We start from the raw sequence: 21,450 nt of genomic DNA, 5'->3' as shown, positions 1-21,450 counted from the left end.
GCTCTCTGCACCCAATGAGCAAGGAGCCCAACCATGATCCCCTCGATTATTCGCTGGTCCGTGGGCAACCGCTTTCTGATACTGCTATTGACCCTCATGCTCACCGCCTGGGGGCTCTGGTCGGTCAAGCAGACCCCGGTGGATGCCCTGCCGGATCTCTCCGACGTCCAGGTGATCATCAAGACCTCCTACCCGGGCCAGGCGCCCCAAGTAGTTGAGGATCAGGTGACCTACCCGCTCACCACCGCCATGCTGGCGGTGCCGGGGGCCACCACGGTGCGCGGCTACTCCTTCTTCGGCGACTCCTTCGTCTATGTGCTGTTTGACGACAACACCGACCTCTACTGGGCCCGCGCCCGGGTGCTGGAGTATTTGAGCCAGGTCGCGCCCAACCTGCCCGCCTCCGCCCGTCCCCAGCTCGGCCCCGATGCCACCGGGGTGGGCTGGGTCTATCAGTACGCGCTGGTGGACAGAACCGGCAAGCATGACCTCAGCCAGCTCACCTCCCTGCAGAACTGGTTCCTCAAGTACGAGTTGCAGACGGTGGAGGGGGTCTCCGAGGTCGCTACAGTCGGTGGCATGGTGCGCCAGTATCAGGTGCGGGTCGATCCGGACAAGCTGCGCGCCTACGGCATTCCGCTCTCCCTTATCGAGACTGCCATCAAACAGGGCAATCAGGAGACAGGCGCTTCCGTCATCGAGATGGCGGAAGCGGAGTACATGGTGCGCTCCAACGGCTATCTCAAGAGCGTGGAGGATCTGAAGCAGATCCCGCTCGGCACCAATGTGCGCGGCGCCCCCCTGCTGCTGGGTGACGTGGCGGATGTAGTCACCGGCCCCCAGAGCCGGCGCGGTCTGGCCGAGCTCAATGGCGAAGGGGAAGTGGTGGGCGGCATTATCGTCATGCGCTATGGCGAGAATGCCCAGCACACCATCGACGGGGTCAAGGCGCGGCTCGCCCAGCTGAAGAGCAGCCTGCCGGAGGGGGTGGAGGTGGTCACCGTCTACGATCGCTCCGACCTTATCCAGCGCGCCATCGACAACCTCTCCGGCAAGCTGGTGGAGGAGTTCGCGGTGGTGGTGCTGGTCTGCCTCGCCTTCCTGTTCCACCTGCGCTCGTCGCTGGTGGTGGTCATCTCCTTGCCCATCGCCATCCTGACCGCCTTCATTGTGATGCACCTGCAGGGGATCAACGCCAACATCATGTCGCTGGGCGGCATCGCCATCGCCATCGGCGCCATGGTGGATGGTGCCATCGTGATGATCGAGAACGTCCACAAGCACATGGAGCGGGAGGCGCTCACCGACAAGAACCGCTGGCGCATCATCACCGAGGCGAGCATCGAGGTGGGGCCCGCCATCTTCTTCTCCCTGCTCATCATCACCATCAGCTTCCTGCCGGTGTTCGCACTGGAGGCACAGGAGGGGCGGATGTTCCACCCCCTCGCCTACACCAAGACCTACGCCATGGCGGCGGCAGCCGGGCTCGCCATCACGCTGGTGCCGGTGATCATGGGCTACTTTATCCGTGGCAAGGTGCTGGCGGAGCAGGCCAACCCGCTGAACCGCTGGCTAAGCCAGGGCTATGTGCCACTGCTCAAGGCCGTCTTGGCCCGTCCGAAAACCACTCTGGCCATCGCCGCCGTGGTGACGGTGGCGGGCTTCTGGCCGCTCAAGTACCTGGGCTCCGAGTTTATTCCGCCGCTCGATGAGGGGGACATCATGTATATGCCCACCACCGCGGCCAATATCTCGGTGGGCAAGGCGCGGGAGATTTTGCAGCAGACCGACAAGCTCATTCGCACCGTGCCCGAGGTGCAGAATGTGCTCGGCAAGGCGGGACGCGCCGAATCGGCCACCGACCCCGCCGATCTGGTGATGATGGAGACCAGCATCCAGCTCAAACCCCGCGATCAATGGCGCCCCGGCATGACCCCGGAGAAGCTCAAAGAAGAGCTCGACTCCCTTATCCGCTTCCCCGGCCTCACCAACGCCTGGGTGCCCCCCATCAAGACCCGCATCGACATGCTGGCTACCGGCATCAAAACCCCGGTCGGCATCAAGATAGCGGGGCCGGATCTCAAGGTGATCCAGCAACTCGGCCAACAGCTCGAACAGATCGTTGGCAAGGTGGAGGGCGCCTCATCGGTCTACGCCGAGCGGGTGGCGGGTGGCCGCTACGTCAAGGTGGATATCGACCGGCTCAAAGCGGCCCGCTATGGCCTCAACATCGCCGATGTACAGGCGGTGCTCGCCACCGCAGTGGGCGGCATGGAGGTGGGCCAAACCATCGAGGGGCGCGAACGCTATCCCATCAACCTGCGCTACCCCCAGAGCTATCGCGATTCTGTAGCCAGCTTGGAGCTGCTGCCGGTGGTCACTCCAAGTGGCGCTCGCATCGCGCTGGCGGATGTAGCCCGGGTCTACATCAGCGATGAAGCCCCCATGCTGCGCAGTGAAAACGCGCGGCTCAACGGCTGGGTCTACGTCGATATTCGCGGCCGCGATATCGGCTCCTTCGTCGATGAGGCCAAAGCCGAGGTGGGCAAGCAGCTGGTGCTGCCGGCGGGCTACGCCCTCACCTGGTCTGGCCAATACGAGTACATGGAACGGGCCAAGGCGCGCCTCGCCTACGTGGTGCCGCTGACGGTAGCCATTATCGTGCTGCTGCTCTATCTGGCGTTTCGCCGCGTTCAGGAGGTACTGCTCATTCTCACCACCTTGCCGCTGGCGGTGGTGGGGGGGATCTGGACCCTCTGGCTGCTCGATTTCAACCTCTCGGTGGCGGTCGGGGTGGGCTTTATCGCTCTGGCGGGGGTGGCGGTAGAGACCGGCGTCTTGATGCTGGTCTACCTCAACCATGCCTGGGATGACCTGGTGGCCAGTGGCAAGCCGGACAAGGCGGGTCTGCACCGGGCGGTGATCCACGGCGCCGCCCTGCGCCTGCGCCCCAAGATGATGACGGTGGTCACCATCATCGCTGGCCTCTTGCCCATCATGTGGAGCCACGGCACCGGATCCGAGGTGATGCAGCGCATCGCCGCCCCCATGATCGGCGGCATGGTGAGCGCGCTGGTGCTGACCCTCTTGGTGCTGCCCGCCGCCTACTACCTGTGGCGCAGCCGGCACCTGGGCGCGACCGAGCACCAACCCGCCGGCTAACCCGGTGGCAGCGCCCTTTTTGACAACCAAGAATCTGAATCAACGACGAGGAAACACCATGAACTACAAGACGCTGACCCTGACCCTGCTGCTTGGCCTTGCCACCCACACCAACCTGCAAGCCGAAGAGATGATGAACCATGCAGGCCACGACATGGGCCAGATGAGCCAGATGGAAGGCATGAACGAGATGGGCGAGATGGCGATGACCCAGGGGGTCATCAGCCGCATCGACGCGGCCAACGGCAAGGTCGGTATCAAGCACGAGGCGATCGACAACCTCAAGATGCCGGCGATGACCATGGTCTTTCGGGTGGCCGATCCGGCCCTGCTCAAGGATCTGAAGGTGGGGGATGCGGTGCGTTTTCACGCCGAGAACCCGGACGGCAAGCTAACCGTAACCACTATCCAGAAACAGTAATCAGAGTCATTTCAAAAAAAACGGCGGGATCATCCCGCCGTTTTCTGTTATTGCACCATCCGCCGAGCGGTCTCCTCAGCCGTTCGGATAGGCTTGGGCTATGTTGGCCTGCGCCCCCCCCATCAACTGAACCGAGATATCCTGCAGCACATAGAGGTCGCGGCGACGGGTCCAGGGTTGATCGGATTGCTCGTCGTACCAGACGGGCAGTTCGATCCCCTCCGGGGCATGGCTCGCCACCTTGCGGGCACGGCAGGTGATGATGCAGCGCTTGACGTGGTCGCGGTGACCGATAACGGCCGCCGTGCCAAGGGCGGCGGCATCTCCGCCGGCATAATCCCTGACAATGGCCTCCACCACGCCGTCCGTGCTGAGGTAGACCAGCTTGCCTTCATTATCCCAGTAAGGCTCGATGGAGATGACATCCCGGGCTGGAATGTCCGGATAGCGGGCCGAGTCGAGGAAGCGGGCAATCTCCCATTGCACGTACATGGGCACCGGCTTTTGCCGATAGAGGGCCGCACAGCAGGCAGCCAGAGCCTCGTTCATGGGGCCGGGCTCGGCCAGTTCATCCGGGTTGCCCGAGGCGTTGGGGCGGTTGCCGAAGGCAAAGGCGATGACGCAGTGGGCCTGGTCGATGGCGACCCGGGACGGGGTCATGTTGAAGCAGGCCTCCTCGATGAAGGGGGCCAGCTGGCGGGCCGTCTGCTCGTCGTGCAGCTCGGCGCTCAGCCGGTCGGTCAGGGTGGTGCGAAAATCCGCCGCACTCCCCTGGCTGTCATTGCTGCTGTTGCAGCCGGTGAGGGTGGCGACCAGGGGGGTACTCAACAGCCCCAGGGTGACTCTACGTCGACTCTCGTTCATTTAGATTCCTCTTTGGTAGCAAGCACTTAACGGGAACAAGCAGCAATTAACCCTTGACCCAATAAACGCTCATACCATACGGAAAAACGGGGGCGACAAAAGCCATACCGCGAGGCTCGTACCCAGAACGTGCAGCAATTCACACATTAATCAATAAACGAAAGCACTCTTTTGCGAATGAGCCAATAAAAGAAATTAACATCCACATTAATGAACCACTGATAGATAGATACTCTATCTGTGGTTCATTCGCACAGATTTCATCCCTCAGATAACGCGCTCGTTCAGCTGCGGGTTGCCAGCAACTGCTCCACATCCTCGATCACCTTGAGAGCCGCCTGCGGGCCGCCGCTGGAGGTCCAGAGCGACCCGTCAACGGCGCCAAAGCGCTTGGCCTTGATCACCGGCAGTTGCTGGAACGCCGGGGTCTGCTCCGCCTGACGCATGGCATCCACCGCATCACCGCTGGCGCTCAGAGTGCCGACCACCAGCCAGTCAGCATCCAGCAGGTTGAGGGACTCCAGACTCAGCGCCGGTGAGTGGGGTGCGCCAGTCCCCTGCTGCTTGCTTGGGCGTACCAGCCCCATCGACTCCACTACGCTGCTGGCAAAGGTGCCCTGATACATAAAGCTCGGCCCCTTGGGGTTCCAGCGCACTATGCTGATGCTCTCCCCCTGATGCTTGGCCAGCTTGCTGCGGGCCTGAGTCAACCGCTCGGCATACTGCAGCAAGAAAGTATCCCCTTGCTGGTCGCGGTTGAGGGTGTGAGCGGTGCGGCGGAAGCTATCCTGCCAAGGCTCACCCCACTTGCTGGTCACCACGGTCGGCGCGATCTCCCCCAGCAAGGTCAGCAGCTCGGGACGGGTCTGGCCGGTCAGGATAAGGTCGGGCTCCAGCGCAATCAGCGACTCCAGATTGGGGCTGTCGAGATCGCCGATCACCTGGATACCCATGCCCGCCTTGTTCAGCAAATAGCGGGGCAAGGTGGGTTGACCACGGCCATTGACGGCGCCGATGGGGGTCAGCCCCAGGGTCAGGGTGCTGTCGAGTTCGAGCTCGCTCAGCACCACCACCCGCATTGGCTGGGCTGGCACCTGCACCTTCTGGCCAAACGCATCGGTCACTTCACGCATCTCCTGCGCCTGAACCTGCGGCGCGGCCAGCATCAGGATGGCTGCTGCCAGGGCGGCAAAACGCTTCATCATTTCACTCCTTCTCGTTGCACGGCCCGGATAATCGGCCGCGTGAATACACTCGGTGGGCCCACAGAGCAGGCCCATATGACTCAACTCGCCGAACGCAGGGCACGGCCATGTTCGTGGCGACGGGGCACGATAATGGGCGCCCCGTCGCCGGGGGCATGCAGAATGTCGACACTGGTCTGGTAGAGCCGGTCGATCAAGGACTTGGTCACCACCTCCCGGGCCGGGCCCATGGCGGCAACGGTCCCCTCGCCGATGGCGATCAGCTCGTCACAGTAGCGGGCCGCCATCGCCAGATCGTGGATCACCAGCAGCACGGTTTTGCCCTCGGCGGTGATGCGATGGATCGCCTCCATCACCTCGGTCTGGTGACCGATATCGAGGGCGCTGGTGGGCTCGTCGAGCAGCACCATGTCGCTGTCCTGCGCCAGGATCATCGCCAGCCACGCCCGCTGTGCCTGCCCGCCGGAGAGGGACGCAGCGCTCTGCTGCCAGATCCCCTCAAGCTGCATTCGCTCGCAGGCAATACGCACCATGCGGGCATCCTCCTCGCCCCACTGATTGAACCAGCCCTGATGAGGGTGGCGGCCATACTGCACCAGCTGCTCCACCAGAATGCCGGCAGGCAGGGTCGGCCGCTGGGGCAGATAGGCGAGCTCCCGCGCCAACCCCTTCATGGGGTAGCTGGCAAGCGGCTTGCCTTTGAGCAGGATCTCGCCGCGTTGGGCTTTCATCTGGCCGGATAGCAGCTTGAGCAGGGTCGATTTGCCGCAGCCGTTGGGGCCGACGATCCCCACCAGCTTGCCCCTCGGCACGCTGAAAGAGATGTCCCGCAGGATGGGGGTCTGCTGATAGGCGAAGTGGAGGCGATTTACGGTGAGCGTCATCAGTCAGCCCTCTGGCGATCGTTAACGAGAAGAAACAGCAGCAACAGGCCGCCGAGAATGCGGGTCATGATGCCGGTCGCCACCTCGTGAGGGCTGGCCAGCACCCGGACCAGGGTATCGCTGGCAAGCAGCAGCAAGGCGCCGCTGAGTGCCGCCAGCCAGAGCGGCACCACCCGGTCTTTCACCAGCCAGGAGGCAAGAATGGGGGCCGCCATGGCGATAAAGACCACGGGGCCGCCGATGGCGGTGCCGAGCGCCGCCACCAGAATGGCCTGGGCCAGAATGCCCAGTTGTACCCGATCGCCGTTGACGCCAAGCCCTCTGGCCATCTCGGGACCAAAGCGCAGCACCGCCAGCGCGCGGGAGAGATAGACGATCCAGGGGCAGAGCAGCAGCAACAGGATGGCGATGGGGGTGATGGTGCTGTAACCCACGGCGATAAAGCTGCCCATATTCCACAGATAGAGGGAACTCAGGTGCAGCAGGGCCTGAGTGGACATCACAAACTGGCCGAGCGCCTCGAACAGCTCGGAGAGGCCGATGCCGATCACCACGAACAGATAGCCCTGCTCGCCCGGTTTGCGGCAGAGGGCATAGAGCACCAGCGCCGCGAAGATGGCGCCGATGGGGGCTGCCCACCAGGGCCAGCTGCCCACCGTCAGGTAGAGGGAAAAGATGATGATGGCCAGAGAGGCGCCGTTGTTGACCCCCACCATGTCGGGAGTAGCCAGCCGGTTGCGCACCAGCGTCTGCACCAGACAGCCGGAGAGCCCCATGGCCGCCCCCGCCACCACCACCCCAAGGATGCGCGGCAGCCGGATCTTGAACAGGGTGAGCTGCTCAAGCCGCGTCCCCTCCCCCAGCAGAGTGTTGACCACCCCGGCAAAGCCGAGCTTGCCGCCGCCAACGCTCAGGGCCAGCAGAGCCAGCGCCAGCAGAGCCATGGCCAGCAGAGCAAGCCAGCGCCAGCTCGGCAGATGGATCAGCAAAGAGCGGTTGCCGGCCCGCAGGCAGAGCATATCGGTAGGTGTGCGCATCAGCCCCTCACTTGACGGTCAGTAGGGTACGAAAGCCCCCGCGATGAACAATGGCGATCAGTACAGGCGCGCCAATCAGGGCCAGAATAACCCCGTTGGGCAGCTCGAACGGCTGGATCAGCCAGCGCGCCAGAATGTCGGCCAACAGCAGAAACAGCATGCCGAACAGGGCGGAGAAACAGACCTGCACCGACAGCTTCACCGGCTCCACCAATCGGCCACAGTAGGCGGCCAGAAAGCCGACAAAGCCGATAGGGCCGGCGATGGCGATGGCACTGGCGGTAAACAGGGTGGCGGCCAGCAGCACGCCAATTCGCACCCGGTTTGGGCGGATCCCCAGCGCCTGGGCCTGACTGTCCCCCATCTGCATCAGGGTCAGCTGGCGACAGAGCAGCAGGGTGATGACAAACGCCGCCAGCACGAAGGGCAGCACGGCGATGATGGCATCGAGATTGGCCGCCGACAGGGAGCCGAGGTTCCAGAAGCGGTACTGCTCCAGCACCATCTTGTTGGAGAGCAGCAGAAAGCTGGAGAGACCGCCGAAGGTGGCGGAAAGCGCCACCCCGACCAGAATGAGCTTGAGGGGGTTGGAGCGGCCAATCATCATGCCGAGCCCCAGCACAATCACGTTGCCGAGCAGCGCACCGAGTCCGGCCCAGAGCAGATAGCCGTAGGCGGACTCCACCCCAAACCAGGTGAGCCCCACCACCAGCGCAAAGACGGCCCCGGCGTTGACGCCGAGCAGGCCGGGCTCCGCCAGCGGATTGCGGGTCGCGCTCTGCAACAAGGAGGCCGCCAGAGATAAAGAGGCGCCGACCACCATGGCGCAGAGGGTGCGCGGCAGTCGCAAGGTATTGAGCACCATGGCGAGCTTCTCGTCACTCGCCCAAGGCGCGTCACCCATCAGGTAGCCGAACACCTCGCGGGCACCATAAACACCCGCACCGGTGGCGAGCGAGAGAGAAAGCAGTATGAACAGGAGGAATAATCCCAGCCAGAACAGCGAGGTCTGGTCTCTAAACACCCTTTAACTCCTTATGATTGCAATGCCATCTTGTTGACACAAAAGCCGTCATCCGAGGTGATACCGTGGCAACAGCGGAAGCCCGCCAGTGCGGGCTCCCGCTCAGCCACTACATCTTGTAGGCCACACCGGCATAGACAGTGCGCCCGTCGAGGATCTGATCGGCCTCGGTGGCAACCCAGTCACGCTTGGTATTGGTCAGGTTGTTGAGCCCGAACTTCAGATCCAGTGCCCGAGTGGCGTTCCAGACTGCCCCGATATCCAGGGTATGGAATCCGGCGGTGGTCTCATAGGTGGTGCCGCTCATGCGCGGAACCGGAAGGATCTGGCTGCCGGTGTAGTTCCAGCCGAGCTGGGTACTCAGGCTCTCGACGACCTGCCACTCCAGCTTGGCGTTGCCGGTATGCTCCGGCGTCCGATAGAGATCCTTGCCGCTGGTCTTGTCCTCCGCGTCGATCAGGGTGACGTTGCTGGAGAGGGTCAGGGCATCGGTGATATCAAACCAGCCGCTCAGCTCCACCCCCTTGATGCGGGCCTTGCTGACGTTCTGATAGGTCATCACCGCCGGACGCCAGGTGGAGGTCCATGCCTCGCTCTGGATCTTGTCCTTGATATCGTTGTGGAAGGCGGTAACCCCGGCGCCCCAGAACGAACCATCATAGGCGGTGCCCAGCTCGTAGCTGACGGCGGTTTCCGGCTTCAGATCCGGGTTGCCCACTACGGCGCAGCGACCGCGACAGGCGGCTACGGCATAATCCGGGTTGGACTGGGCAATGGTCGGCGCCTTGAATGCCTTGCCAATGCCGCCCTTGACCACCCAGTTGTCAGTCAGGCTGTAGAGGGCATAACCGCGGGGGCTGAACTCGGTGCCATAGGTCTCGTGGTGATCGACTCGGCCACTCAGGGTCAACGCCAGATCGCCAAAGCCAAACTCATCCTGCAGATAGAGCGCGCTCTGGTTGACGCTGACATCGCCCCCCTTGAGGTTGACATTATGCTTGAGTTCGGTGATGCGGTACTCGGCACCGCTGGTCAGCAGGTGGCTGCCCAGATTGCCGCTCAGCTGGCCATCAAAGGTGTGGTTGGTCTGGCTCACATCGCCGCTGGTCTTGCTCAGCGCCGTCATCAGTTCGGAGTCATCAAAGAGATCAACCTGCTCGAAGGCATAGCCGACCCGGCTGTCGAACTGATCCCAACGGCCGACATGGGTGGCATTGAGCCCCAGTCGCTCCATCTGCTGGATATTGCGCGGCGTCTGGCCGTAGTTGTTCCAGTGGGCCTCCCGATCGTCTTTGGCGTAGTTCATCCCCACATCCAGATCCTGACGATCGTCGATCAGCCATTTGACGTTGGAGAGGATCCCCAGCTTTTCACGCTGCTCGATGGCATCGGCCTTGGGGTTGATGCTCTGCTCGCTCTGCCAGGCGTCCCGGTGGTTCCCTTCCACCACCAGGTTGGCCAGCAGTTTGTTGTCGATCAGTGCCCCGCCCACATAGGCACTCGCCTTGTTGATATCCCCGCCGTGACCATCGGTGGGGTCGCTGAAGGTATAGGTGGCAGCCGCTTCGGTCTTCTCCCCGGGTTGGCGCAAGATGACATTGACCACCCCACCCAGCGCATCGGCACCGTAGAGGGAGGAGATGGGGCCACGGATCACTTCGATACGCTCGATGGCCGCCATGGGGATGGCAGAGAGATCGAAATCATTGCCATAACCGGAGGTAAGAGCATCGCGGGAGCTGATACGCCGGCCATTGACCAGCAACAGGGTGTAATCCCCCTCCAGCCCGCGCAACTTGATCTCGCTGCGGCCGTAGCTGGTAGCAGGGCTGATATTGACCCCCGGCAACTGTTTCAGAGCGCCGGTGAGGTCATTGACATTGAGCTTGTCGAGCTCGGCCCGAGTCACCACAGAGACGCTGGCCGGGGCGGTCAGCTCGCTGTGCCGGGTTTTACTCGCCGTCACCACCATAGTTTCATGAACGGTGACAGGCGCAGTCCCTTGGGCCAGAACTGGCAGGGCAAAAAGGGACAACACCAGCGGATGCACTGCAAATCGTCGGGATGATGTACGCATCATCAACACTCCACATAAAACAACCAAGGCCAACACCACCGACATCCCTGTCTGACCTCGCCAGACCCGGTGCAAAGTGATGGAGTTCATTGGCATGAACAGTCGTCCATGCCCCATCACCCCGAACATCAGTGCATTACGGCAGGCCCTGCGTTGTGCTATGCCACTCGCAGCCATCAATAACAAAAGCGCCGTACCGACTGACATCGGGACGGCGCAATACTAAATGCAAATCATTTTTATTTGCAAGAGTGAATCAGGTATTCTTTCGCATCCGCTTAATTATCCATCACATCGTGGCGAGTCTGGTGATAGGCCTCTTCACTCTTGCCCCGGCGCCAGTACGGCACGGCGTAGAGCGACTGGCGATCCACCTCGAGCACAGAGCGAAAATGGCGGCGCAGCGGCAGCACCAGCGCCTCTTCCCCACCCAGCCAGAAGAAGCCACCATCGCGCACCAGCGGCAGAGCAATCACATGCTCCAGCAGGCCGCTGGACTCGGGCTCGCCGACAAACCAGTGACAGCGCACCCCGACCGGCAGCGTCAACGGCTGAGCATCGGCCTGATCCGGCACCAGAATCGCAATTTCCCCTCTGGCATCGGCAGGCATCACCTCGCACATCGCCATGATGGCGGGCAAGGCGGTGAGATCCCCTACCAGACAGTAGTGATCGGCCGGTTGCAGCATAGGGTTGGGACCACCCGGCCCGGAGAGGATTACCTTCTCTCCCGGCTTGGCATGGGTAGCAAAGGCGCTGGCGGGCCCGCCGTCACCGTGCAGCACGAAGTCGATATCAATTTCCTGCTCATCACGGCGAAACGCGCGGATGGTGTAGGTGCGGATCACCGGCTTGTCAGCCGGGTCACTCCAGCGCGGGCCGCTCGGGGTCATTGCAGGCAGCACCGGCTCTACCTGATGGGGCTGGGCCAGCATCACCTTGATATGGGCCCCACCGCAGGTGAAGGGATAGTCAGCCAGTTCGCTGCCACCAAAGGTGATACGACGCAAATGAGGGGTGATCTGGGTAATGGCTTTGACAGTCAGCAGACGGGGACGATTGGGAGGCAGAGATGGGGACACAATGAGGCTCCTCGTTGAGTGTGTTGCCTATGCTACACACAAATGGGAATCACTATCAAATGCGATTATTTCTCGTCTATCCGGCTCAAACATCACTAATCACTACCATCAGCCCCCGAACAGAGAAACGGGCTTATGCACGCTAGTCCCATGATTGGACGAAGAAAGCAGCCGGACAACAACACTGTCACGCAGGGTTCCATTTGCCTATTTCGACCATAGTTTTTCGAGATCAAATTTTATTTCTCAATAAGTTTCCTATCCTTAGTGAAGCAGTTAATGTAAGCACAGGATGCCAAACAGGATTGTATGATGGATGACCAGATCCTGATTATTGATGATGACGAGCTCTCCCTCCCCGACGCGCAGCAAGCAGGCTGGAGGGTGATGATTGTTGACGATGAACCGGAAGTGCATCGCATCACCAAGATCACTTTAAACAAATTCGAGTTTGACAATCGTCCCATCGAGTTTCTGCATGCCTATTCGGCTGCAGAGGCAAAAAAATTGCTGGCCACCACCCCGGATGTTGCACTGCTGCTGCTGGACGTGGTGATGGAGGTCGATCACGCCGGTCTTGATGTTGTCAAATATGTCCGTGAAGAGCTGCAAAACAAGATGGTACGCATCGTGCTGCGTACCGGCCAACCCGGCCAAGCGCCGGAAGATGACGTGGTGACCAACTACGACATCAACGACTACAAGGATAAAACCGAGCTCACCTCCCAGAAGCTGCGCACCCTGCTGCGGGCCAGCCTGCGCTCCTATCGGGATATCCGCACCCTGGAAAGCAACCGGCAAGGGCTGGAAAAAGTCATCGAAGCCTCCAAGGGGATCTTTGAGAAACGGGCGCTGCGTCAGTTTGTCGAAGGCGCCCAAGAGCAGCTGAGCGCCCTGCTCCATCTGGGAGAGACCCAGATTTACGATGTAAAACAATATGCCTACGAAGTGAAGGATCAACTGCTGGAGCCCCTGCTGCCAGGTCATCCCCCGGTGCGGTTGACAGAGGCACCCGAGATACTGCGTCAGGCCATGACCCGGGGCTGCAATATCTACAACACCAACCAGATGGTGCTCTACTGCCAAAACCCGCGCCACCACCTGTTGTTTCATATCGAGACCACTCGCCAGCTCAGTCAGATCGATACCAGCCTGCTGACCCTGTTTACCGAAAACATCATAGTGGCACTGGAAAATATCCGGCTCAACGAGGTGATCGCCGACAACCAGCGGGAGATCATCTATCGCATCGGCGAACTGGTCGAAACCCGCTCCAAGGAGTCAGGGTTACACGTCAAACGGGTCGCGCTCTACACCGAGCTTTTCTGCCATCTGCTGGGGATGAGCGAAGAGCAGAGCGAGCTGGTTAAACGGGCCTCACCACTGCACGACATTGGCAAGGTGGGGATTCCCGATGCCATTTTGCACAAACCGGGCAAGCTGACCCCGGAAGAGTGGGAGATCATGAAAACTCATGCCCAACTCGGTCAGGATATGCTCTCCGGCAGCGATCTGGCGTTGTTCCAGATTGGCGCCACCATAGCAGGCAATCACCATGAGAAGTGGAATGGCAGCGGTTATCCCCGCGGTTTGAAGGGGGCCGATATCCCACTGGAAGGACGGATCGTGGCACTGGCCGATGTGTTCGATGCCCTGGGTTCGGATCGCTGCTACAAGAAAGCATGGCCGCTGGACAAGGTGCTGGCCCTGATTGAAGAGGAGAAGGGGCAGCATTTCGACCCCCAGTTGGTCGAGCTGATGATGGCCAATCTGGACAAGTTCCTCGAAATCCGCGAGCAGAACAAGGATGTCTATATCGGCGATCACTGATTGCTGCCAATCCCTTATCCTAAGGGGTCGAGCTAAAAAAACCGCCCTGCTTATCGAGGGCGGTTTCTTCTCTCTGGTGTATCGTTTTTCCCGAGTCTGGGCTACTGCTCTGGCAAGTTGAGATCTAGCTTGGCTGCCGGTTGGCCGTTTTGTTGATTTTCAGCCTGAGCTGCTGCTAGCGCACGTTTAAAAGCACGCCGTTTTTGCATCACCACAAAACCTGCGCCTCCCAGCAACACCAGTAGTACCCCACCCCCAACCAGAACCCAAAGTAGCCACCCCATTCCCTCTTCAGGCTGCTCTTCGGTAGACTCGGCGCTGGAGGCCTGAGCGGCGGCCGACATCACCTCTACAGGAGGCGGCGGTGGCGGGAAGACATTGAAGGTTTTCACCGGCAACTCGATTTTCAGCTCACGGCCGAGGCGAGTGGTGCCATAGAGGGTTGCTTTCACCTCATGCTGACCGACCTCCTTGATGTTGGAGAGATCGATATCAAGCTTGGGGTCGCTGGCGGTCTCGCTGAACTCGTAGAGGCCGCCCACATTGCTGGTCACACTCCCCTTGACCACCACGGAGGCGGGATCCAGCTCATCACGGTCGATTAGCAGTGAGAGCTTGGCACCCAGCTCATCCGAAGGCGGCGACAAGTTATAGCTGAACGGATAGGGGTAAAGCAGAACATCCTGATAACGGGCACGGACAAAAACCTGATTGCCCGTGCTGAACATGGCGCGGTACTTGCCACCGGGAATATCATGCAGCGTCACTTCCGCCGTCATGATGCCATCGCCCGGCACTTCGTCGAGCCCCTTGCCATCATCGCGATAGTGGCCAAGTACTTGATCCAGCACGACCTCTTTCTTATCGGCATCGCTGAACGATTGCAGCTTGACGGTCATGCCAAGATCAGAGAGATAGTATTTATCTTTCGGCGGCTGACCATTGATCAGCAACCACGCCTTGAGCTTGACCACCTCCCCCTGATAGAGCTGCATCGGCAGGGCGGCGATATCGAGCCGGATATCGGAGAGAATGCGCACCCGGTTGTCGGGATCCACCTCGCCAATCGCCTGCCAGGGGCCCGGCATGGGATTGCGCAGGGTAATGAGATCATGCTCCGGCAGCGCCAGCCAACCCACATCTGCGGGTTTGACCTTGCCCACGTAAAGCTTGCTGCCATCGGGGCGAACCAGGATCACGGACGGGGTGCCCGGCTTGCGCTTGATGATGAAGGTGATCTCCTTCACGCCGTAATCGATGCGAAAGCGGTTATCCAGCAGCGGAATATCGGAAGGGGCAAATACCTCGGTCGCCATCGCCCCCAGCGAGAGCAACAACAGCAGACCGGCACACCACTTGCTCATTGCCGCCACAGACAACTTCCTCCCTTTTTCTGTACCAGATCCAGTCTCGCCTCGTGCAGGGCCTGAACCTCGGCACTGGCACGCACCACCTTGAGGGCGGGTCGGTTGCTCTCTAACCGACGAATACTGGTGTCCTGATTGCTTTCGTTTTCGTTGCTTTCGGTGGCCAGATTGAGTTTGGTCTGGCCGCCGGTCATCAGCAGGTAGACGTCCGCCAGGATCTCCGCATCGAGCAAAGCCCCGTGCAGGGTACGGTGGGAGTTGTCGATACCGTAACGATCGCACAGCACATCCAGGTTGTTGCGCTTGCCGGGGAAGAGATCCCGCGCCATCGCCAGGGTATCTGTGATGGTGCAGATATCCGCCGTTTTGAAGTTGAGTCCGAGCTTGCTGAACTCGTAGTCCATGAAGCTCACGTCAAACGGCGCGTTGTGGGCGATCAGTTCGGCGCCGCGGATGAACTCGAGGAACTCGTCGGCGATCTGGCTGAACGACGGTTTGTCACGCAGAAACTCGTCGGTGATACCGTGCACCTGGATCGCTTCCGGGTCGACCAGACGATCAGGCTTGATATAGACGTGATAGTGGTTACCGGTCAGCTTGCGGTTGATCACCTCCACACAGCCGATTTCGATAATGCGGTGCCCCAGATAGACAGGGCCGCCCGCCGTATTCATACCTGTGGTTTCAGTATCCAGAATGATCTGGCGATTCAGTTGGGGTGTGTTCATGATCCAATCTATGTCAAACTTCGGCTTTACTTACTCGCTAGTTTACCCCAAGCCTCATGTTAAAACAGATTGATTGCTCATGTTAAAACAGATTGATGTCTATACCGACGGCTCCTGCCTCGGCAATCCGGGCCCGGGTGGTTACGGGGCCGTGATGGTCTACGGCAAGCACCGCAAGGAAATTTCCGCCGGATTCAAGTTGACCACCAATAACCGGATGGAGCTGATGGCAGCCATCATGGGGCTTCGAACCCTCAACGAGCCCTGCAAGGTGCGCCTCACCACCGATAGCCAATATGTGCGCCAGGGGATCACCCAGTGGATCATCGGCTGGAAAAAGAAGGGGTGGATGACCGCCAATCGTCAACCGGTCAAGAACGTCGATCTCTGGAAGGAGTTGGATGCAGAAGTGGGTCGCCACCAGATTGAGTGGCTCTGGGTAAAGGGCCACTCCGGCCATCCGGAGAACGAACGGTGCGACGAGTTGGCCAGAGATGCCGCCTGCGGCAAGGATCTGGCCGAGGATACCGGTTACCAGCCCTGACGGGCCATGCCCGGTGTGGCGAGGGACTTTGGCAGTTGCCAGCGCCGCCGCACCGGGATCAGTGGAAAACGCCGTTTACGGGCAGCAATCACGTATACCGACGCAAACGCCTTGCAATAATCCCGCCCGATACTCTCCCGCCACCAGCTGTGCCAGCTCTGTTTACCCATAAACGAGTAACCGAAACGCTCGTCAAACATCACTTCACACCCCAATAGATGCAGCCAGTCCGTCACCCGCCCAGGGGTAAACATCCGAGCAGACCAGGGCAACTTGCGCCGTAAAAAAGGGATACAGTGGCCAACTCCCACCAGACTCACCGGATTGTAACCACTGATGATGAGCCAGCCATCATCGGTCAGCACCCTTTCGGCTTCACGCAATACCTGATGGGGATCGGCGGAGAAATCGAGGCAGTGAGCCAGCAGACAGGCATCGACGCTGCCGGTTCGCACCGGCAGCTCGAGGGGATCGCCATAGATGTCCAGCAGTCGTCCCTCAGGCGCGACACCCACCTGATGACGAATGGATGAACATTTGCAGGAGAGCTCGGCGCTCAGGGCTCCGACCTTGAGCAAGTGATACCCGAACAAGTTGGGGCACCATCTGTCGAGCCGCTCCTGGATCTCGGCCGCCACCCAGTCACCCATAGGCAGCGCTGACCAGCTGGTCGGGATCTCGATTTGTTGTTCGGTACGTGCCACCTGCATAATAGGGTTCAACTCGCGGTTTCGAACGCCATCCTGTTATATAAGATACCCTCCCTAAAGAGAAGCAGACTCATGTATCCAGTGATCACAGTTCCAGCCTTTAATGACAATTACATCTGGTTGATTAGACACGAAAATCACTGTCTGGTTGTCGATCCGGGCGATGCCGCCCCCGTGCTGGAGCGGCTCTCGGCACTGGATCTCGTGCTTGATGCCATCTTGCTCACCCACCACCATCATGACCATGTGGGAGGCGTCAGCACATTGCTCGAGCACTTCCCCCACGCGAGACTGTATGGCCCCAAACTTGACCCCATGCCGGATCATCATGGCCAGTGGCTCGAAGATGGTGATCAGATCAACTGGCACGGCCTCGCCCTCGAGGTAATCCATGTGCCCGGGCACACCCGTGGCCATATCGCTTACTATGGTAACGGCATGCTCTTTTGTGGCGATACCCTCTTCTCGGCCGGTTGTGGCCGCCTGTTTGAAGGGACGCCGGAACAGATGTACCACTCGTTACAGCGCCTTGCCGCCCTGCCCGACGAGACCCTGATCTACTGCGCCCATGAGTACACACTCTCCAACCTGCGCTTTGCCTATGCAGTTGAACCGGACAATCCGGCGATCCGTGATCAGATCGGACTGATCAGCAAACTGCGGCAACAAGGGCTGCCAAGCCTGCCCACCCGGCTGGAGGATGAACGCAAGTTTAATGTTTTTCTGCGCTGCGAGCTCGATTCGGTAAAATTTTCTGCTGAAAAGAAGGGGCTAAAATGCGTGGAAAATCCGGTAGATACCTTCACCATCTTGCGTCAGTGGAAGGACGTTTTTTGAACAAACCTTGATCAGGGGGCCATTGCCCCTTATGATGCGGGCTGTTTTTCCCAAAAATGACCGGAACGAGATGAAGGTACGAACGGCCTTATTGGCAGCGCTGTTGCTCAGCGGCTGCCAAAACCTGAGCCATCAGGATGACCGGGCGCTAACGGCAATCGAGCCGATCAAGTCCCCCCAGGTCAAGAAAAAAGCGCATAAAAAACACTCTTCCCATTTCCTGTTTGGCGATGAACAACTGGATGAAATGGAAGAGACGGACAATCTGTGGGTGCGTATCAGCGATGATATGCAACTGGAAACTCCGGACAACCCGCGCATCCGCCAGCAACGTGAGTGGCTGTTGCGCAATGATAAGCATCTGGCGACCATTGCCAGCCGGGCTGAACCCTACCTCTATCTGATGGTAGAGGAGATTGAACGGCGTGAGCTGCCAATGGAGCTTATTACTGTCCCGATGATCGAGAGCATGTTTGATCCTCATGCCCGATCCCGCAGCAATGCCGTCGGACTCTGGCAGTTTGTGCCAGCGACAGGCAGAAACTTCGGTCTGCGCCACGACAACTGGTATGATGGACGGCGCGATGTGCTGGCCTCCACCAATGCGGCGCTCGACTATCTGGAATACCTGAACCGCTTCTTTGACGGTGACTGGCTGCAAACGCTGGCCGCCTACAATGCCGGTGAAGGCCGGGTGCGCAACGCCATCCAGCGTAACCAGCGCGCAGGCAAGCCGACCGACTACTGGTCGCTCGATCTGCCGCGCGAAACCCGGATGTATGTGCCCAAGATCCTCGCCATGGCTGACATGATCAGCAATGCTGACAAATACAATATCCAGTTGCCGGTGCTCGCCAACGAGCCGAAGCTGCGAGTGGTGGAGACCGGCAGCCAGATCGATCTGAATGTGGCCGCCCAACTGGCCGGTCTGCGCACGTCACAGCTCAAGGAGGTCAATCCGGCCCTGAGCCGTGGCGTGATGTCGCCCCGTGGCCCTTACCGCCTGCTGGTACCGGTAGAGTATGCCGATACCCTGGAGCTGGCACTGGCCGATCTGCCCAAGAGCGAGCGTATTCGTACCCGCTCCTATCAGGTCACCAGTGGCGATACCCTGTCGCGCATTGCCCAGAATCATGGCGTCAGCGTGAACGAGCTGAAGCTGGCCAACAATCTGCGCAGCAACAACCTGCGTCGCGGTCAGCAACTGGTGATCCCGACCCACGGTCAGGTCAGCAGCAAGGCCAGCTCCGCCAGCAAACCGCAACAGCTGGCAAGCCGTGGCAGCAGCCAGAAGGCCAAAGTCAGCTACAAGGTGCGCTCGGGTGACAACCTGTGGAGCATCAGCCAGGCACACGGCGTCTCCCACGAAGAGCTCGCCAAGTGGAATGGTCTGAATGCCAAGTCGGCGCTCAAGCCAGGCATGAAGCTGGTGGTCTATCCCAAGCAAGGGAAGAAGAGCGACAAATCGATGGTGTATCAGGTTCGCCGTGGCGACTCCATCTCCTCCATCGCGGCTCGCTTCCAGGTGGCCATCAACGATGTGATGCGCTGGAATCAGCTGGATAAAGGGGATTACCTCAAGCCCGGTCAGGAGCTGACCCTGTTTGTGAAGAACAACAGCTAAGCCTCACCGCTTGAACCCGATAAAAAACGGGGCCTGTCATCTGACTGGCCCCGTTTTTTATTACTGCGGCTAACCGCTACTGTGTCTGAGCCGCCGACTAAAACAATGGCTTGGCGCCGCCTGCGGATGCATCACCGCTCTGCAGGCAAAGCTATCACCGCTATTCCCAGAGCCTTGTCGGCACCACCATCAGCACGGTGCGCTGGCCGATCGCCACATTGGCATTGGGGAAGACCACCGCCTCACGCGGCTTCTCGACCGTGTAGCGCAGCTCGCCATCCTCGGCCAGCACGAACCCTTGGGGGAATTCGGTGAAGTTGTCCACATCGCTGGCGAACAGGAAGCGAAAGTCCGCCGATTTTTTGGTGATCACCCGATCGATGGCAAACAGGGTGAAATCATCCGCCCGCCACGGCTCCAGTGCCACTTCATCCTGAGTGACCAGCTCCTGCAGCGCCTGACGGGTTTCGATAAAGCGGGTCATATCGTTCTCGCCAAACGGGCGCACCTTGCCCAACTCCACCGTAAAGGCGTGGGCACCATGCTGGCGGGAGCTGTAGTAGCTGAAGGTCGTAGTCGGGCTGGCGGAGAGCAGAATAGTACGCACCCCACAGGCGCCGAGGAACTGCACCTGCTCGCGGCAGTGAGGCCGCTCGTGGGGGAAGGGGTAGACGGCAAACTTCTCGTGGCGCGAACCGCGAATGGCGGTGTGCAGGTCGTAGTGGTAACGGGGACGAGCCGGATCGGCAAAGAAGCGGCTCACATACTGCTCGAGGCGCATGGCGCGGATCCGCTCCCGATTGCAGAGCCCCTCCCCCTTGCTGTGTGCTCCGGAGAAGAGCCGGTTCATGTTCTCCTCCACCTCCCGCAGCCCCAGATTCATCGCCGCCGGATTGCCAAACAGGAACAGCACCCGATGACGGGCGCTCAGCTCGCCTGAGAGCAGACGACTCAGCAGCTGGTTGCAGATCTCGATGGGAGCGGTCTCGTTGCCGTGAATACCGCAGGAGAGGACGATATCCTTGCGCCCTCCCGGCTGGCCGCCCGCGCCGCTGGCAGGCTCCAGACAGAGCACGCCCGTATCCCAGACGCTGACCCGCGCACCATCGGGCAGGGCAGATTCAAAGGGCTCAAGCTGCCACTCATGGCTGCGGGTCAAGGCCAAAAAATCGTGCTGGGGAATCATCCGTCTCACCCTCTCGCTCTGGAATACTATGGCCGGATTATACGCAAGGCATCGCGGCTTAAAATCGTTTTTTAAACAAATTCAAACATTAACGATACAAGTGTGATAACAATCGAACGATGACAGCAATGACAGTAGCGATGTGGAATAAAGAGGAGAGGAAAAAGGACCAACAAATAACAAGGGGAAAACGGGGGATATAAAACAGACAATGACAGACATGGCGGCCGGTCGCCACAGGGCAGAACAGCAAACGACTCAGCAGAAAAACAAGGCATCCATGCCCGGTTGATCAACCACGCCAGAACGGCTTGGTGGTCTCTTGATAACGGTCAGCTTCGTTCAGGCCGATGTCTTTAAGCAGGTACTCGGGCAGCTCGGAGAGCTGGCGACGGCTGCGGCTGCGCTCCAGCCAGGTCAGAACGGTCATTTTTACGCGAGCAGCCAGATTCAGTTGGCTAGAATGCTGGTAACCGGTTTCGGTATAAGTCATGTTGGCCATGATATGGCTCCTCTGAATATTTGTTTACGCACTGGGCTTTATTTGATGCGCAAAGCTTAGTCAGGGAGCAGGGCCGACTCAATTGACGAATTTTGATACGTTACATTAGGAAAACTAATAGTAAAAAACTGACTGATACAATTTTAATACTTTGATTTATAAAGAATAATTAAGTCACTATTCGACCATCAACGGCCCGCAGCATATTGTGCTGCATGGCACCCATCTATATATGCATTTTACTGCTTTACATATGCAGGGATGGACAAGGTGTGAACAACTGGCAACAGCGGAGTTACACGAAATTGTTAATTTAATGATCTTGTGATGACCCTTATTTAACACAATGAAACATAAATAAAACCA

The 21,450-nt window shown here is 59.6% G+C and carries 18 protein-coding genes; 6 read left to right on the top strand and 12 right to left on the bottom strand.

Going from position 1 to position 21,450, the window contains the following annotated elements:
- The first annotated feature begins 33 nt into the window (after positions 1–33).
- Together G5380_RS06775 and G5380_RS06770 are read left to right on the top strand one after the other, a co-directional pair.
- Entirely contained in the window at positions 34–3,162 is a 3,129-nt protein-coding gene (locus G5380_RS06775; protein ID WP_421352557.1) for an efflux RND transporter permease subunit, read from the top strand.
- Positions 3,163–3,220: 58 nt separating this feature from the next.
- The gene (locus G5380_RS06770; RefSeq protein ID WP_216953225.1) at positions 3,221–3,583 is read left to right on the top strand and encodes a copper-binding protein; all 363 of its coding nucleotides are present in this window, start codon (positions 3,221–3,223) and stop codon (positions 3,581–3,583) included.
- 75 nt (positions 3,584–3,658) lie between these two features.
- On the opposite strand, the gene G5380_RS06765 is transcribed toward G5380_RS06770, so the two are convergent.
- The 7 genes from G5380_RS06765 to G5380_RS06735 form a co-directional block, all read right to left on the bottom strand.
- Positions 3,659–4,447, bottom strand: coding sequence for a hypothetical protein (locus G5380_RS06765; protein WP_421352556.1), 789 nt, complete (start codon positions 4,445–4,447; stop codon positions 3,659–3,661).
- A 284-nt stretch (positions 4,448–4,731) separates the two neighbouring features.
- Positions 4,732–5,649, bottom strand: coding sequence for an ABC transporter substrate-binding protein (locus G5380_RS06760; RefSeq protein ID WP_100645523.1), 918 nt, complete (start codon positions 5,647–5,649; stop codon positions 4,732–4,734).
- 83 nt (positions 5,650–5,732) lie between these two features.
- Complete coding sequence (locus G5380_RS06755; protein ID WP_227342324.1) at positions 5,733–6,536, bottom strand: ABC transporter ATP-binding protein; 804 nt, start codon at positions 6,534–6,536, stop codon at positions 5,733–5,735.
- Positions 6,536–7,573, bottom strand: coding sequence for a FecCD family ABC transporter permease (locus tag G5380_RS06750; protein ID WP_421352555.1), 1,038 nt, complete (start codon positions 7,571–7,573; stop codon positions 6,536–6,538). The genes G5380_RS06755 and G5380_RS06750 overlap by 1 nt, the downstream gene beginning before the upstream one ends.
- A 7-nt stretch (positions 7,574–7,580) precedes the next feature.
- Positions 7,581–8,597 (bottom strand): FecCD family ABC transporter permease, encoded by a 1,017-nt coding sequence (locus G5380_RS06745; protein WP_047439191.1) that lies wholly within the window; start codon positions 8,595–8,597, stop codon positions 7,581–7,583.
- 109 nt (positions 8,598–8,706) lie between these two features.
- Entirely contained in the window at positions 8,707–10,674 is a 1,968-nt protein-coding gene (locus G5380_RS06740; protein WP_421208752.1) for a TonB-dependent receptor domain-containing protein, read from the bottom strand.
- A 278-nt stretch (positions 10,675–10,952) separates the two neighbouring features.
- Positions 10,953–11,756 (bottom strand): siderophore-interacting protein, encoded by an 804-nt coding sequence (locus G5380_RS06735; protein WP_069526731.1) that lies wholly within the window; start codon positions 11,754–11,756, stop codon positions 10,953–10,955.
- 312 nt (positions 11,757–12,068) lie between these two features.
- Between G5380_RS06735 and G5380_RS06730 the strand changes: the two genes are divergently transcribed.
- Complete coding sequence (locus G5380_RS06730; protein WP_216954328.1) at positions 12,069–13,586, top strand: HD domain-containing phosphohydrolase; 1,518 nt, start codon at positions 12,069–12,071, stop codon at positions 13,584–13,586.
- Between the two features lie 101 nt (positions 13,587–13,687).
- Here the strand turns inward: G5380_RS06730 and G5380_RS06725 are convergent, their stop codons facing one another.
- Both G5380_RS06725 and dnaQ read right to left on the bottom strand, forming a co-directional pair.
- On the bottom strand, positions 13,688–14,950 hold the full coding sequence (locus G5380_RS06725; RefSeq protein WP_421205315.1) for a TIGR03503 family protein: 1,263 nt from the start codon (positions 14,948–14,950) through the stop codon (positions 13,688–13,690).
- Entirely contained in the window at positions 14,947–15,681 is a 735-nt protein-coding gene (dnaQ, locus tag G5380_RS06720) for a DNA polymerase III subunit epsilon (protein ID WP_047439188.1), read from the bottom strand. The genes G5380_RS06725 and dnaQ overlap by 4 nt, the downstream gene beginning before the upstream one ends.
- A gap of 79 nt (positions 15,682–15,760) precedes the next feature.
- Here dnaQ and rnhA point away from each other — a divergent pair, with 79 nt between their 5' ends.
- Positions 15,761–16,225, top strand: coding sequence for a ribonuclease HI (gene rnhA / locus G5380_RS06715; RefSeq protein ID WP_005337815.1), 465 nt, complete (start codon positions 15,761–15,763; stop codon positions 16,223–16,225).
- On the opposite strand, the gene G5380_RS06710 is transcribed toward rnhA, so the two are convergent.
- Entirely contained in the window at positions 16,213–16,935 is a 723-nt protein-coding gene (locus tag G5380_RS06710) for a methyltransferase domain-containing protein (protein WP_421208664.1), read from the bottom strand. The genes rnhA and G5380_RS06710 overlap by 13 nt on opposite strands.
- 72 nt (positions 16,936–17,007) lie before the next feature.
- On the opposite strand from G5380_RS06710, the gene gloB reads away from it, so the two are divergent.
- Together gloB and G5380_RS06700 are read left to right on the top strand one after the other, a co-directional pair.
- The gene (gloB, locus tag G5380_RS06705) at positions 17,008–17,772 is read left to right on the top strand and encodes a hydroxyacylglutathione hydrolase (protein WP_042055494.1); all 765 of its coding nucleotides are present in this window, start codon (positions 17,008–17,010) and stop codon (positions 17,770–17,772) included.
- A 70-nt stretch (positions 17,773–17,842) separates the two neighbouring features.
- Entirely contained in the window at positions 17,843–19,396 is a 1,554-nt protein-coding gene (locus G5380_RS06700; protein ID WP_005353270.1) for a lytic transglycosylase, read from the top strand.
- A gap of 160 nt (positions 19,397–19,556) precedes the next feature.
- Here G5380_RS06700 and astE read toward each other — a convergent pair whose 3' ends face one another.
- Entirely contained in the window at positions 19,557–20,582 is a 1,026-nt protein-coding gene (gene astE, locus G5380_RS06695; RefSeq protein WP_042083984.1) for a succinylglutamate desuccinylase, read from the bottom strand.
- A gap of 292 nt (positions 20,583–20,874) precedes the next feature.
- The gene (locus G5380_RS06690; protein ID WP_042083987.1) at positions 20,875–21,084 is read right to left on the bottom strand and encodes a DUF1127 domain-containing protein; all 210 of its coding nucleotides are present in this window, start codon (positions 21,082–21,084) and stop codon (positions 20,875–20,877) included.
- Positions 21,085–21,450 lie beyond the last annotated feature (366 nt).

This window comes from Aeromonas sp. 604443 (assembly GCF_049170315.1).
Classification (GTDB): Bacteria; Pseudomonadota; Gammaproteobacteria; order Enterobacterales; family Aeromonadaceae; genus Aeromonas; species Aeromonas veronii_A.
This window is presented reverse-complemented; position numbering and strand designations above follow the sequence as displayed.

Bases quoted from the DNA above. Each gene is read 5' to 3' on its own strand.
- G5380_RS06775 (WP_421352557.1), top strand. From the start codon at position 34: ATGATCCCCTCGATTATTCGCTGGTCCGTGGGCAACCGCTTTCTGATA.
- G5380_RS06770 (WP_216953225.1), top strand. From the start codon at position 3,221: ATGAACTACAAGACGCTGACCCTGACCCTGCTGCTTGGCCTTGCCACC.
- G5380_RS06765 (WP_421352556.1), bottom strand. From the start codon at position 4,447: ATGAACGAGAGTCGACGTAGAGTCACCCTGGGGCTGTTGAGTACCCCC.
- G5380_RS06760 (WP_100645523.1), bottom strand. From the start codon at position 5,649: ATGAAGCGTTTTGCCGCCCTGGCAGCAGCCATCCTGATGCTGGCCGCG.
- G5380_RS06755 (WP_227342324.1), bottom strand. From the start codon at position 6,536: ATGACGCTCACCGTAAATCGCCTCCACTTCGCCTATCAGCAGACCCCC.
- G5380_RS06750 (WP_421352555.1), bottom strand. From the start codon at position 7,573: ATGCGCACACCTACCGATATGCTCTGCCTGCGGGCCGGCAACCGCTCT.
- G5380_RS06740 (WP_421208752.1), bottom strand. From the start codon at position 10,674: ATGCGTACATCATCCCGACGATTTGCAGTGCATCCGCTGGTGTTGTCC.
- G5380_RS06730 (WP_216954328.1), top strand. From the start codon at position 12,069: ATGGATGACCAGATCCTGATTATTGATGATGACGAGCTCTCCCTCCCC.
- G5380_RS06725 (WP_421205315.1), bottom strand. From the start codon at position 14,950: ATGAGCAAGTGGTGTGCCGGTCTGCTGTTGTTGCTCTCGCTGGGGGCG.
- dnaQ (WP_047439188.1), bottom strand. From the start codon at position 15,681: ATGAACACACCCCAACTGAATCGCCAGATCATTCTGGATACTGAAACC.
- rnhA (WP_005337815.1), top strand. From the start codon at position 15,761: ATGTTAAAACAGATTGATGTCTATACCGACGGCTCCTGCCTCGGCAAT.
- G5380_RS06710 (WP_421208664.1), bottom strand. From the start codon at position 16,935: ATGCAGGTGGCACGTACCGAACAACAAATCGAGATCCCGACCAGCTGG.
- gloB (WP_042055494.1), top strand. From the start codon at position 17,008: ATGTATCCAGTGATCACAGTTCCAGCCTTTAATGACAATTACATCTGG.
- G5380_RS06700 (WP_005353270.1), top strand. From the start codon at position 17,843: ATGAAGGTACGAACGGCCTTATTGGCAGCGCTGTTGCTCAGCGGCTGC.
- astE (WP_042083984.1), bottom strand. From the start codon at position 20,582: ATGATTCCCCAGCACGATTTTTTGGCCTTGACCCGCAGCCATGAGTGG.
- G5380_RS06690 (WP_042083987.1), bottom strand. From the start codon at position 21,084: ATGGCCAACATGACTTATACCGAAACCGGTTACCAGCATTCTAGCCAA.